This is a genomic window from Streptomyces kurssanovii (assembly GCF_040677245.1).
In the GTDB taxonomy this organism is placed as follows: Bacteria; Actinomycetota; Actinomycetes; order Streptomycetales; family Streptomycetaceae; genus Streptomyces; species Streptomyces kurssanovii.
Window position 1 is genome coordinate 1 of record NZ_JBFAQK010000006.1, and the last position, 13,089, is coordinate 13,089.

At 72.8% G+C, this 13,089-nt stretch carries 10 protein-coding genes and 3 pseudogenes; 4 read left to right on the top strand and 9 right to left on the bottom strand.

What is annotated here, in order from left to right; genetic code table 11:
* From AB0K36_RS06835 to AB0K36_RS06855, 5 genes and pseudogenes are all read right to left on the bottom strand, one after another.
* Nucleotides 1–88 (bottom strand): annotated as a pseudogene (locus AB0K36_RS06835) (crossover junction endodeoxyribonuclease RuvC); the annotation flags it as partial.
* A 24-nt stretch (nucleotides 89–112) separates the two neighbouring features.
* Complete coding sequence (locus AB0K36_RS06840; protein ID WP_364589297.1) at nucleotides 113–1,168, bottom strand: maleylacetate reductase; 1,056 nt, start codon at nucleotides 1,166–1,168, stop codon at nucleotides 113–115.
* Between the two features lie 35 nt (nucleotides 1,169–1,203).
* Nucleotides 1,204–2,475, bottom strand: a complete 1,272-nt coding sequence (locus tag AB0K36_RS06845; RefSeq protein ID WP_364589300.1) for a PP2C family protein-serine/threonine phosphatase — start codon at nucleotides 2,473–2,475, stop codon at nucleotides 1,204–1,206.
* 186 nt (nucleotides 2,476–2,661) lie between these two features.
* Nucleotides 2,662–2,865 (bottom strand): cold-shock protein, encoded by a 204-nt coding sequence (locus AB0K36_RS06850; protein ID WP_005320750.1) that lies wholly within the window; start codon nucleotides 2,863–2,865, stop codon nucleotides 2,662–2,664.
* Between the two features lie 232 nt (nucleotides 2,866–3,097).
* Nucleotides 3,098–4,102 (bottom strand): glutathione S-transferase family protein, encoded by a 1,005-nt coding sequence (locus AB0K36_RS06855; RefSeq protein WP_435877803.1) that lies wholly within the window; start codon nucleotides 4,100–4,102, stop codon nucleotides 3,098–3,100.
* Nucleotides 4,103–4,276: 174 nt separating this feature from the next.
* Here AB0K36_RS06855 and AB0K36_RS06860 point away from each other — a divergent pair, with 174 nt between their 5' ends.
* Nucleotides 4,277–5,227, top strand: a complete 951-nt coding sequence (locus AB0K36_RS06860) for a GNAT family N-acetyltransferase (protein WP_364589304.1) — start codon at nucleotides 4,277–4,279, stop codon at nucleotides 5,225–5,227.
* A gap of 4 nt (nucleotides 5,228–5,231) precedes the next feature.
* Here the strand turns inward: AB0K36_RS06860 and AB0K36_RS06865 are convergent, their stop codons facing one another.
* Nucleotides 5,232–8,207, bottom strand: a complete 2,976-nt coding sequence (locus tag AB0K36_RS06865) for an ATP-binding protein (RefSeq protein WP_435877804.1) — start codon at nucleotides 8,205–8,207, stop codon at nucleotides 5,232–5,234.
* A gap of 355 nt (nucleotides 8,208–8,562) precedes the next feature.
* Here AB0K36_RS06865 and AB0K36_RS06870 point away from each other — a divergent pair, with 355 nt between their 5' ends.
* Nucleotides 8,563–9,681 (top strand): isoafricanol synthase, encoded by a 1,119-nt coding sequence (locus tag AB0K36_RS06870; RefSeq protein WP_364589307.1) that lies wholly within the window; start codon nucleotides 8,563–8,565, stop codon nucleotides 9,679–9,681.
* Between the two features lie 102 nt (nucleotides 9,682–9,783).
* On the opposite strand, the gene AB0K36_RS06875 is transcribed toward AB0K36_RS06870, so the two are convergent.
* Nucleotides 9,784–10,854 carry an alcohol dehydrogenase catalytic domain-containing protein gene (locus AB0K36_RS06875; RefSeq protein WP_364589310.1) on the bottom strand — a complete coding sequence of 357 codons (1,071 nt, stop codon included), beginning with the start codon at nucleotides 10,852–10,854 and terminating at the stop codon, nucleotides 9,784–9,786.
* Between the two features lie 165 nt (nucleotides 10,855–11,019).
* A pseudogene (locus tag AB0K36_RS06880) lies at nucleotides 11,020–11,172 on the bottom strand (NADP-dependent oxidoreductase); the annotation flags it as partial.
* Here AB0K36_RS06880 and AB0K36_RS06885 point away from each other — a divergent pair.
* Nucleotides 11,161–11,859: pseudogene (locus tag AB0K36_RS06885) on the top strand (substrate-binding domain-containing protein); the annotation flags it as partial. The pseudogenes AB0K36_RS06880 and AB0K36_RS06885 sit on opposite strands and share 12 nt — an antisense overlap.
* 1 nt (nucleotide 11,860) lies before the next feature.
* On the opposite strand, the gene AB0K36_RS06890 reads toward AB0K36_RS06885, so the two are convergent.
* A complete protein-coding gene (locus AB0K36_RS06890) occupies nucleotides 11,861–12,184 on the bottom strand; it encodes a GatB/YqeY domain-containing protein (RefSeq protein ID WP_364589772.1) in 324 nt (107 codons plus the stop codon).
* Nucleotides 12,185–12,407: 223 nt separating this feature from the next.
* Here AB0K36_RS06890 and AB0K36_RS06895 point away from each other — a divergent pair, with 223 nt between their 5' ends.
* Complete coding sequence (locus tag AB0K36_RS06895) at nucleotides 12,408–12,968, top strand: hypothetical protein (RefSeq protein WP_364589313.1); 561 nt, start codon at nucleotides 12,408–12,410, stop codon at nucleotides 12,966–12,968.
* Nucleotides 12,969–13,089: the final 121 nt, after the last annotated feature.

Below are 13,089 nucleotides of genomic sequence, written 5' to 3' on the forward strand. Positions count from 1 at the left end.
GTCCTTTCGATGCGTACGTCGTGCGGTGCGCGGCGACGGCTTGCTGGAGGCGGTTCTGCGCGGGAGCGCGCCAGATGTGGCAGATGGCTCGCAGGGGGGTGGGGACACGGCCTTACCAGGCGCTGTACAGGAGCCGGGTCAGCGCCTCGGTCTCCGGCGGCCGGGGATTCGGATACGGCCGGTCCACGACCCGCTCCGCCACCGCGCGCAGGGCGTCGCGCGGAACACCCAGCGCCCCGAGCGTGGTCGGGCCGTCGTGACCGCCGGCGAGCCTGCCGACGACCTCGACCGGGTCACCGCCGGCGATCCGCTCCAGGCGGGCGGCGGCCTTCGGCGCCCACGGGAGATTGAACGCCATGACGTGCGCCAACAGCAGCGCGTGGAGCTCCGCGTGCGGCAGGTCGAACATCCCGCCGAGGACGTGCGCCAGCTGGTGGTGCAGTCCCGTCCGGGTCCGGGCCAGACACAGGCCGGCGAGCCAGGCCGACTCCTGGAGCCGTCCGCGTCCTCGGAGCGCCGACAGATCGGCGAGGACGTGCGGGAGCACCGTCAGGATGCCGTCGGCCGCCTCTGTCGCGAGGGCGTCGCTCAGGGCCGTCGCGTCCGGTGCCCAGAGCGCCTCGACCGCGTGGGCCAGGGCGTTCAGGGAGCTCGTCAGCGTGAGGCCGGCAGGCATCGTCAGCGTCAGCTCCGGGTCGTAGACCACCGTCCCGGGCGTGATGGCCGGGTCGCGTCGGGTGGTCTTCACTCCGTTCTCCGTCTCGCCCAGGACGGGGGTCACCTCCGAGCCCGCGTACGTGGTCGGTACGGCGACCTGCGGCATCCCCGTCCGCACCGACAGCGCCTTGGCAAGGCCGACGGCGGAGCCGCCGCCGATCGCCACCACGGCGTCCGCCGACGTCTCCCCCACGACCTCCATCGCCTCGCCGGTCACCGCCACCGGGGTGTGCACGACGGCCCCGTCGAAGCGGGCCGCCAGCCGGGGGCCGAGCGCCCCGGCGAGCTCACCGGCCGCGGCCCTGGCCGACCCGGTGGCGACCAGCAGCACCCGCCGGGCACCGAGCCGTTCGATCTCCCCGGGGATGCGGTGGCGTGCGCCTGGGCCTACGAGGACGCGGGAGGGCAGCGTCTCGTGGACGGTCACGGGAGCGACGGGGTTCTCGGACATCGGTCGGTGCCTCCCGCTCGGAAGTCGTGCGGCCATCACCGGAAGGGACCGGCCGGTGGACCGAAGGGCGGCCGCCTGGCCGCGCTCTGTGCCTCGTACCGCACCGCCGGCCGTCCAAGAGGCGGGTTCGCGTTCTCCTGGGCCGGCGCGTGCGCGCTCTCCTGGGCCGGCGCGTGCGCGTTCTCCTGGTCCGGCGCGGTACGCGAAACGGCCACCATCGCGGCGTCGTCGCCCAGGGTCCCGCCGGCCGCGTGGTCGAGCAGGTCCTGGCGGAGGCGGTCGAGGAGCGCCTGCGGCGTCCGGCCCGCGCAGTCGGCGAGACGGTCCGCGAGCGGGAAGAAGGTACCGGCCTGGTCACGGGCCTCGATGACGCCGTCCGTGTACAGCAGGAGGGTGTCGCCGGGCTCGAAGACGAACGTCTCCGCGGTGAAGGCCGGCCCCACGAACTCGGTGAGCCCGAGCGGCGGGGCCGGACGGCGTACCTCCAGAGCGACGACCTCGCCGTCCCGCAGCAGCAGCGGCGGCGGGTGACCGCAGTTGACCATGTCGACGGCCGGCACGTCGTCGGGGACGTCGAGCACTGCCGCGGTGATGAACGCCTCGGTGGGCGTGCCGCCGGGCCCGGCCGCACCGGGGTCGTCCAGGTCGGAGGAGACGGTTCCCTCCAGATAGGCGACCAGCGCGGGAAGGTCGGCCTGCCGGTGGGCGGCGCCCCGGAAGGCGCCGAGGAGAAGGGCGGCGTCCCCGACCGCCTCGAGGCCCTTGCCACGGACGTCACCGATGAGGAGCCGGGTCCCGTCGGCGGTGCGGGCGGCCGCGTACAGGTCGCCGCCGATCTGCGCCTCCGCCTCGGCGGCCAGGTAGACGGAGGCGATGCGCAGGGGGCCGACCCGGTGCGGCAGTGGTCTGAGCACGACCTGCTGCGCGGCCTCGGCCACGGAACGCAGCTGAACCAGTTCCTTCTCGTGCCGTTCCCGCAGGTGGGCGAAGAAGGTGACGAACACCGAGATCAGTATCAGTGCGATGAGCTGGAAGCTGTGGTTGAGATCGATGAGGCTGGTGCGGACGATCGCGACCACCGCTTGGGCCAGGACGGCGACCGCGCCGATGCAGGCGGTGATCCGCGGGCCGGCGAACGAGGCCGTGACGGCGGGGGCGGCGGCGAGGAAGGGGCCCAGGTGGACCTCGGGGGGCGCGAGGATGTCCACCACCGTGACCGTCATGATCAGCGCGAGGACCACGGCCAGCAGCGTGTGGCCGGTCTCCCATGGCCGGGGACGAATCCCGCGCAGCGGCCGATGACCCATGCCTCCTGGATACACCCGCACAGGGCCGCGCACCTCCGCGCCCCCGGATTTCCGCGCCGCCCGCGCCCGCGCCGCGCCCCTCCAGGCCTTCTCACTCCGCGCCTTCGCGACGGCAGGGCGCGTCCGGGCACGAGGGCGCCCCCGGCACATGGTGCCGGGGGCGCCTTCCGCGCGAGTGCCGTCAGGTCAGACCGGACGGACGTTCTCGGCCTGCGGGCCCTTCGGGCCCTGCGTGATGTCGAACTCGACCTGCTGGTTCTCCTCGAGGGAACGGAACCCGGAGGCGTTGATCGCGGAGTAGTGGACGAAGACGTCGGGGCCGCCACCGTCCTGGGCGATGAAGCCGAAGCCCTTTTCCGCGTTGAACCACTTCACGGTGCCTGAAGCCATGCTGCTCTCCAATTTCGGACGCGGGGCATCGGCTGTCCGATGCCCTCTGGGTGAGGTGATCGCCCTGGTCCTCGGACTGCTGAACAGCAAATGCGCCCACGGGAACTCCCCGTGAGCGCACGAGACTTCGGAACCACGACTGCTGGACCTGAAACTACCCCATGAGTGACCGCCCGGCCACAGAACGCGGCTGCGGAAATCTTCACGGCGCCCAGGTTGTCCTTCATCGGGCCTACGACCTTCCCGGCACGGCCGGCACTTCCTCCCCCGGTGCGACCGGCCCCGGCGGCGTGCCGTCGCCGAACGGCCGCCCGCCCAGCGCCGCACGGCCGTGCGGCTCGAGCCAGCCGGACGGATCCGGGCCGACCGGCACGATCCCGGTCGGATTGATGTCGCTGTGCACCAGGTAGTAGTGCTTCTTGATGTGGTCGAAGTCGACCGTGTCACCGAAGCCGGGCGTCTGGAACAGGTCACGCGCGTACGCCCAGAGCACCGGCATCTCGGACAGCTTCCGCCGGTTGCACTTGAAGTGACCGTGGTAGACGGCGTCGAAGCGCACCAGCGTGGTGAACAGCCGTACGTCCGCCTCGGTGATCGTGTCACCGACGAGGTAGCGGGACCCTTGGAGCCGCTCGGAGAGCAGGTCGAGCCGCGCGAACAGGCGTTCGTACGCTTCGGCGTACGACTCCTGCGACCCGGCGAAACCGGCACGGTAGACGCCGTTGTTCACGTCCTTGTAGACGACCTCGTTGACGGCGTCGATCTCCGGCCGCAGCTCGGGAGGGTAGAGCTCCGGCGCCCCGTCGCGGTGGTACGCCGTCCATTCCAGCGACATGTCGATCGTGATCTGCCGGAAGTCGTTGGTCACGACCTTGCCGGTCGGCACGTCGACGACGGCCGGCACCGTGATGCCCCGGTCGTAGCCGGGATCGCGGGCGAGGAACGCCTCCTGGAGCCGCTCGATGCCGAGCACCGGGTCGCGGCCGCCCGGGTCGAGGTCGAAGGTCCAGCTGCGCTCGTCGTGCGTGGGCCCGGCGATGCCCATCGACAGCACGCCCTCCAGTCCGAGCAGCCGCCGCACGATGACCGCCCGGCTTGCCCACGGACAGGCCCGGCTGACGACCAGGCGGTAGCGGCCGGGCTCCACGGGGAAGCCGTCGCGTCCGTCCGCGGTGACGCGGGTGGTGATGTACCGGCTGTCGCGCGCATACTCCCCGCCAGGGTTCACATAACTCACGCCCTCCCCCTACCCCGGTCCGACAGCGGCGAACGCGGCGACCGGCCGGGAATGACGGGATCCCGTCGCACCGAGACCGGCCGTCGCCAAAAGCGCTGTGTACCGATGGCCGCCCTGTGTGATCATCGCGGGGCGCCGCACTCCGTGGCGCACCGAACGCGCCCCGGAGGCCCTGTGCTCGTCCGCTCCATCGCTGCCGCAGAATCCGAACGCGTCGCCACGTTCCTCGCGGAACCGCCGCTCGACTGGATCAGCGCGGACCGCTTCCGCGAAGACTGGGAGACACGGCAGTACCGGCCCGAATGGACGTGGACGGCCGAGGACACGGGCGGCGAGCTGCTCGGGCGGGCCCTGTGGTGGGGCCGCACGGACGGGGAGCTCCCGGTGGCTCTGGACTGCCTCCACGTCCGCGAGGACGTGCCGGACCGCGCGCGGGTGGCCGTGGCCCTCCTCGAGGCCGGCCACCGCGCGTTCCGGGAGCGTGGCGCCGAGCGGGATCCGCTCTACAACCTCGCGCTTCCCCGGGGCTGGCGCGGCGACGCCCGCACCGCGTCCGCGGTCGAGTGGCGACGGCTCGCGGCCCACCGCGCCGGCCTGACCGATGAGGTCGAGAGGCTGCGTTACGAGTGGACCCCGCAGGCGGGCCTGCCGGCGGCCGGGACCAGGCTGACGTTCGCGCCGGGTGACGACGCCGCGTTCCTCGACGCCTTCCGGCGCCTCGCCCAGGGCAGTCTCGACGTCCGGACCGGGCGCGAACTGGCCGCCAAGGACGCGGATGCCCAGGCCCGGGAAGACATGCGGTTCTATCTCGACGCCCCCGGTGAACGGGACTGGTGGCGGCTCGCGTACACGGCCGACGGCGCGCTCGCGGGCCTTGCCATACCGTCCAGCACCGGCGGCGACAACCGGAACGTCGGATATCTGGGAGTGGTCCCGGAGCTCCGCGGCCGCGGGCTGATCGACGAGATCCTCGCCCACATCACCCGTTTCCAGGCGGCGGCCGGCGCGGAGCGGATCACCGCCACCACGGACACCGTGAACCTGCCGATGGCCGCCGCGTTCGACCGCGCCGGCTACGAGGTCACGGAGATCCGCCTGGTCCTGGAGCAGCCGCCGACGCCGTGAGCCGTCACGACTCCGCGGGGTCATGACCCCGTGGGACCGCCGGGGAACCGGGACCGGCCCACGCGTCGGAGTCGGGTCCCGCCAGGAGCCGTGGCAGTCCGGCCTGATCGCAACCGGCCTTCAGGTATATGTCGGACAGCAGTCTGGTCACCACCGGGTCCGCGGCTCCCAGCGCCTCCGCGATGCGGGCGTTGGACCAGCCGCGGGCGGCCCATTCGGCCACGGTGCGCTCCTGCACGGTGAGCGTGTCGGCGGCCGCGGTACGCGGCTGGAGCGGCCACATGCCCGTCGCGTCCAGTTCCTCCCGGGCCCGCGACACCAAGGCGTCGGCCCCGCACTGCACGGCCCCCTCCAGCCCCCGGTGCAGCTGCTCGGCCGCGTCCTGCGGGAGCCCGCTGCGGCGCAGTGCCACGCCGTGGTCGATCAGCGCGCTCGCCAGGTCGTGGCCGGAGGGAGAGCGCTCGAGGTGCGAGACGGCCTCGGCGAGGACCGCGGCCCGCTCGGGGCCGGGCGTCACCGCGGCCATGGCATGCAGTGCCTGTCCGACGGCGGACCGAGTGCCGAAACGGCGCGCCCTGCGGACGCCTTCGGCGGCGAGTTCCCGGGCCTGTTCCGGGTCGGTGGCCGCCTTGGCCCGGGCCAGGTGGAGCTGCCAGGGGCACCATGCCGGGTTGCGCATACCGCGGGGCTCGAGGCGCTCGCCGACGCGGACGAGCTGCTGTTCGGCCTCGCGGCGCCTGCCGAGGGCGAGCAGCAGCTCGCTGTGGACGGTCTGGGCGTCCGGGTACACCACCGCGCTCGGCACGATGTCGCCGTAGTGGTAGGTGGTGGCGACCTCCTCGGCCTCCTCCGTGCGGCCGCGGGCGAGGAGGATCTCGATGAGGATGCCGATGGCGAAGTACTGCGCCGGCACCCGGTGCCCGACCCTGTCCGCGATCCGCAGACCGTCGCGGACCAGCGTCTCCGCGGAGTCGAGGCGTCCACGGCGGTAGCGGATGTAGCCCAGGAGCGTGTAGCCGAAGGACAGGTGCGCGCCGCGCCAGCCTCTGTCCTGGCACTCCGCGATGCCCTTCTGGAACAGTTCCTCGGCCCGGCCGGGCTGGTCGCAGTACATGAAGGTGAGGGCCACCAGGACCGGGACCTCGAAGCCCCACTGGTCGTCCGTCCACGGCAGCCCGTCGCCGAGGGCCTTCTCCGCCCACTCGAGCGCCGTCGCCGCCGGTTCGCCGCGCACCATCGCGTCCCAGGCCCGCAGGCCCATGATGTAGCGCTCCGCGGTGCCGTTGCCGGTGAGGTGGTCGGCGAGCCGGGCGAGCTTGCGTGAACGGGCGGGCGAGTCCTGCTCGTCGGCCCGGAAGGCGTTCCACATGAACTGCTCCGCCTGCATGTGCAGCCGGGTCCTGGCGTCGGTGGCCCATCGGGCCGCGTCGGCGACCGTGCGGGCGGCCTCCGCCATCCGGTCGGAGTGGCCGAGGGCCTGCGCCAGCCGGTAGACGATCGCCTCCCGCAGGGCCGGGTCGAGGACGGGTTCGTCCAGTGCGGCCCGCAGGTGATTGACCGTGATCGCGGGTTCCGTGAGCAGCGCGGAGCAGCCGAGGTCGAACAGGACCTGGGCGCGGTCCTCCATGGCCGGTGGTTCGCGCAGTGCCCGGGTGAGGCAGCGCCGGGCGGCGTCGGGAGCGCCTGCCCGGAGGTAGTCGCGGGCGGCTTCCGACAGTTGCTGCACCACCCAGGGGTCGCTCTCGGGGTGCGTCTCCAGCAGGTGCCGTGCGGCGGCCGTGGCGCCGAGACCCGCTCGGGAGATGACCGCGGCGGCCTGGCCGTGCATGGCGACGCGGAACGCGGCCGGTATCGCCCGGTAGACGGCTGTGGAGACGAGGGGGTGGAAGAACTCGAGGCGGTCGTCGTCCTCGTCGTTCCCGTCGCGGGCCGGGTCGGCGAGGATGCGGGCCTCGCGCAGTGCGGCGACGGCGTCCAGGGACTCGGCGTCCCCCAGTCCGCCGACGCTCGCGGCCCGGCTGCGGGACGCCTCCGCGCCCAGCACGGCGGCGCCCCAGGCGAACCGGACGGCGGAGGTGCCGAGCCGCTCCAGCCGCTCGATGAGGCCGCCGCCCTTCACCGCCGAGGCCAGTTCCCTCAGTTCGGGCAGGTGGACGACCTGGGGCTTGAGCCCGCGGTCGGCGACCCTGGCGGCGAGCTCGACCGCCTCGAACGGGTTCCCTCCGGTGACCGCCCAGGTCTCCCGGCAGAACGCGTCGTCGGCGTCCTCCCCCAGGGCGTCCCTGACGATGCGGCTGATCGCGCCGGGCGTGAGCGGCGCGAGGTCGAAGGGGCGCGACCCGTGGCGCTCGGCCAGCTTGCCGAACGCCAGGGCGTCGGCGGGGAGTTCGTCGGGGCGGTAGGCGACGACGAGGAGCATCGGCAGCTCGGTGACCCGCGGCGCGAAGCCGGTCAGCCAGGTCAGCGACTCGGCGTCCGCCCAGTGGGCGTCGTCGAGCATGACCACCAGCGGCGCGTGCTGGACGGCGAACCGTGTGGCGACCCAGTCCAGACCGTCCCGTACTCCCTGGGGATCGGGGGAGCTGTTGCCGCCGCCCGCCACCAGGCCCACCGCCGGAGCGACGATGTCGTACCAACTCCCCAGCGTCCTGCGGTGTTCGGCCTCGCTGCCTGCCGCGAGCACGGGCTGCACGAGGTGGCGTACGACGTGGAACGCGACGCTCTGCTCCTGTTCCCCGCCTCGTGCGGAAAGCACCGTGCAGCCGCGGGCCACGGCTCTTCTGCGCACCTCGTTGAGGAGGGTGGTCTTGCCGAGCCCGGCCGGCCCGGCGAAGACCAGCAGGCCGCCGGAGCCTGCCGCCGTCACCCCCTGGGACGGCCCGCTCAGCTCGGTCAACAGGCTCTCCAGAGCCGCTGTTTCCGTCTCGCGCTCCAGCAGCAGCCGCTGCGGCCGCCCCGGCCGGTCTCCCATGTAAGCCATGTCCGTTCCCTCGACCGCGTGTCGTCCCGAGTCCGGGTCTTCTGTCCCGGAACCCCAACTCCCGGGTGCGCAAAGCGTACGCACGCGAGAACCATGTGTAGTGCTCCGCACGGCTTTTTCTCCCGGGATGATCTGATCGCGGTAACAGCGTGGCCGAATCCGGGTAGTCTCGCCCCTCACCAAAAGGGGGCGCGCCCAGGGGGCGCACAAGGTGCCGTGTGCGCTGGGCGCGCACCCCGTCCCATCCGCCGACCACGGTCTTTCCGCCGGCACAACGCCTAATCTCGGAACGGCACCCGGCCGCGTGGGACCGCACCACTGACCGTCCGACGCGCCGCGACACCCAGGGGGGCGTATGGCACACGAGACGGATTCCGGCCGCCGGCCTCCGGGTCCCGCGAGCCCCTCGGACCCCACGCGGCGCACCGCGGCCGTCAGGATCCCGTTCCCGGCGCGACTGAGCCCGTACGCGGAACGCGCCCGGCAGCACACGCTCCAGTGGGTGCAGGAGACAGGTCTGCTCACGGGCGACGTGGCGACGGCCGAGTACGACGCGCTGCGGCTGGAGCGGCTGATGGCCTACTTCTACCCCGACGCCACGGCCGGTGACCTGGAACTGGCCGCGGACTTCAACGCCTGGTTCTTCATCTTCGACGACCAGTTCGACGGGGGTCTGGGCACCCGGCCCCACGAGATCCGCGGCGTGGTGGAAGCCCTCGTCGCGACGATGACGACGGACGGCGCGCCGCGGGCGTCCGACGGCGGGGACACCCCGCTCGTCCGGGGTTTCCGGGACATCTGGCTGCGGTCCACCGCCGGCGCCCCGTACGAATGGCGGCTCCGCTTCCGTGACCACTGGCAGGCGTACCTCGCCGCGCATGTGGGGGAAGCACACCATCGCAATGCGGACCGCCTGCCCTCGCTCGAGCAGTTCCTCGAGGTGCGGCGGCACTCCATAGGGGTGCAGCCGTGCCTCGACTTCACGGAGCGGTGCGGGGGTTACGCCCTGCCCGAGGTCCTGCACCGGTCCTTCCCGCTGCGGGAGATGCGTGAGATCACCGGCGATGTGGTGATCTTCGTCAACGACATCGTCTCGCTGGTCAAGGAGCTGGCGGCCGGAGACGTCAACAACAGCGTGGTCATAGAGCGTGAGCACAAGGGGTGCACGCTCGAGGAGTCGGTCGAGCACATCACCGCGCTCGCCAACGCCCGGACGGCCCGCTTCACCCGGCTCGCCGCCTCCCTCCCCGGGACGCTCGCCGAGCAGGGCGTACCGGCCGGGACACGCGAACACGTCAGCCACTACGTGGACGGCATGCGCCATGTGATGGCGGGCAACCTGACCTGGTCGCTGGCGACGTCCCGCTACGACGAGACCGGTATCGCCGCGGTGAGCGGCGGACGCCGGCGCCCCTGGGACGGTCTCACCACGGCGCCGGGAACGGCCTCGGCCCGGCACCGCCGCAAGGCCTGACGCCCGCCGCACCGCGCGAAGGCCTGACGCCCGCCGCACCGCGCCGTGGACGCGGGGCCCGGGCTCGTGGGTTCGGATCCCGCCTGTTCCGAAGGGGAGGCCCTAGGCGGGCACACTGACCTCGTCGTGCCGCGGGCCGCCGAGCACGACCTTGAGGGCCCCGGTGTCCTTGGCACGGGCGAAGACGTCGTACGCCTCCTCCATCTGTCCCAGTTCGAAGCGGTGCGTGACCATCGCCGACGCCGCCGGGAGCCGCCCGGCCGCCATCATGCGCAGCAGCATCGGCGTGGAGTGCGTGTCGACGAGTCCGGTCGTGATCGTCACGTCCTTGATCCACAGCTCCTCGAGATGGAGCGCCGCGGGCTTGCCGTGCACGCCCACATTGGCGACATGGCCTCCTGGGCGCACCATCCGCGTGCACTGTTCGAACGCCTCGGGCACGCCGACCGCCTCGACGACGACCTCGGCTCCGAGCCCTTCCGTGAGGTCCTCGACCAGCGCCTCGGGGCCTTCGTCGGCACCGACGGTGGCGTCGGCACCCATGTCGCGTGCCGCCTGGAGCCTGGATTCCGCCAGGTCGACGGCGATGATCCGCCCCGGGCTGTAGAGCTGGGCGGTGGCGATGGTGGCGAGCCCGATCGGCCCGGCGCCGACCACGACCACGGTGTCCCCGGGCCGCACCCGCCCGTTGAGAACGCCCACCTCGTACCCGGTGGGGAAGATGTCGGCCAGCAGGACCGCGTCCTCACTGGTCACAGCGCCGGGAAGCGGGTGCACCGTCAGATCCGCGAAGGGCACACGGACGTACTCGGCCTGGGTTCCGTCGATCAGATGCCCGAGCACCCAGCCGCCGCCCCCGCGGCACTGTCCGTAGCGGTTCTCCCGGCAGAAGACGCAGCGGCCGCACGCCGCGATACAGGACACCAGCACACGGTCACCGGGACGGACCGTGCGCACCTCGCTGCCGACCTCCACCACCTCACCGACCGCCTCGTGACCCAGGACCGTGCCGGGTGCCACTTCGGGGACGTCACCCTTGACGATGTGGAGGTCCGTGCCGCAGATGGTGGCGGCGTCGACGCGAATCACCGCGTCGGCGGCGTCCTTGAGGTCGGGGTCCGGAACGTCCTGCCAGGACGTCTGTCCCGGGCCTTGGAACACCAGTGCCTTCATGACGTCGTCCTTTCCGGTCCCGCTCCACCGGCGGCCGCACAGCGTGCGTCCGGGCGGTCGCCCCCGGTCCCTTCCAGGGTCCCGCCACCCCGCGACACCGCAAGTCCTGTTGCCGGCCTCGCCGCTTCCCGGAGGGAACGCCCCGTCCGGTGCGCCGCCGGTGCGCTACCCGGGCCGGGACACCAGCATCCTCCCGGTGTTCTCGCCCCGCAGCATGCCGAGGAACGCCTCCACGATGTTCTCGAACCCCCTGACCACGGTCCGGTCCGGCGCGATCCGGCCGCTGCGCAGATGTGGCACCAGGAAGTCCTCGAGGTGATGGGCGCCGAGGTGCGCGGAGCGGAGTGCGGCGCCGCGGCCGGGCCACTGCGCATCGCCGCCGTCCGCAGCGCCGCACTCCACCTGCTGCCGCGCGCGTTGGAGGCGCCGGCCAGGAGCCATCCGGAGGTGGCGCCGGTGGTGCGGATCGTACGGGAGGTCGGGCGCGGGGTGGCGGGCGAAGTGCTGGACGGGCGCGCGGACTTGGGCATCGCGACGATCGAGACGACGTCTCCCGTACCGCCGGAGCTGATCGGCGCCGACCTGCTGGAGGAGGGATACGCGCTGGTGCACCCGGCCGGGCATCCGTCACCGCGCACACTGCCGTTGGTCGACCGGACCGAGAACTGCACCTCGTACACGCGCACTTGGTGGCAGGAGCAGGAATGGCTGCCGTCGGCGACGATCGAGGCCCAGGACGACGGAGCAGTGCTCTCGTTGGTGAGCAGCGATTTCGGCATGGCTGTCATGCCGAAGTTGTCCCTGATCGGAGCACCGGACACCGTCGAGATCATTGATCTCGGCCCGGAGCGCCCCACACGGTCGGTCGGCTGCGTCACCAGCCGCGAACTGGCGGCACCGGCCGCCGTCCGGGCCTTGATCCGAGAGCTGCGATCGCCGGGGCGGTCGGACTTCTCCGGCTCTTCCGGCTCCTGGAACGGGGCCGGGCGAGGCCGCACCGAGTGACCTACGCGGCGCCGGGTCCGTCGAGGAGACCGAGCAGCACGGCGGCTTCCGAGCGGAGCCGCGCGGCCCGGTCCGCGTGCGCCGGCGCGGTCAGTTCCGCCGCCGCCTCCAGCCGTTCGGCGATCTCGGCGCGCACGATGTCCGCGGTCGCCTGCTCGCTCAGCTCTCGCCGCGCCACTTCGGTCGCACCGGCGCCGACCGGCGACTCCTCGAGGGACGCCGCCCCACGGATGCCGGCTGAACCCACGGGCACCGCCTCGGCGTTGTCCAGCGCCGCGAGCGTCGCGCGCAGAGCACTCACCGCGACCTTGTCGCGGGCCCGCATGGCTCGGGGCAGGGATTCACGCATACGTACACGCAGAGACATGCGGGTGACCCTATGTCCGAGCGCTCGGCCCTACAACGGGATATCCCGCCCTCCTTCGGGCCTGTCGGACAAGCGCGCGTGAAGGCGCCTCGAGGCCGCCCGTCGACGCGCCGGCTCAGGACGGCGCGCGGCCGCATAAGTGAGGTGCCGCGCCCGCACGGCAGGCCATAACCTCCCGGGGATGAGCAGCTTCGACACGCACCGCAGAAGGGTCCACGACGGGCGCCTGCCGGTGCGCGTCCGGCACACGCATCTGCGGTCGTGCCTCGTGCACTTCTCCCCCTACGGCTTTCGCGCCACGTACCACCACCTGTGCCTCAGTGCGAGGATCCCGAAGCCTCTGGACCGGGATCCCGACGCGCTCGTGCGCGCGGTCGAGGAGTTGCGGCACGCGCGGCGGTTGTGGCTCGAGGGCGAGCGGGCCTTCGCCGCGAGGCGCCGGGCGGACAAGGCGAGGGGGCGCCGGCAGGTGGCAGCCCATGAGTCCTGGCGGCACTGTCGACACGGCTGGCGGAACATCGCCTACTGCCCCGATCCACGGTTCCATCCCACCGAGCCGCTCCCCGTGGTGGTCGAGCGGGTGCTGCGGTCCCCGGTCCCGCCGGCCGGGAGTCCTGCGACGCCGACGTGCCGGGTGTGCGGCAGTGGGGACGGCGCCAGGGAATGGCACGACGGCGCTCACCGTATCCATCAGCTGTGCGGGCGCTGCGGTGTCGGCCTGGCGGTGCGGCCGGCCGGGTGACCGCGGTGTTCGGCCTGGCGGTGCGGCGGGCCGGGTGACCGCGCACGAGGACGGTGCGTCGTCTCCGTGGAGGCACTGCGTGGGGCCGCTGGGACCCGAGGTCCGACGGCCCACTCCGCTG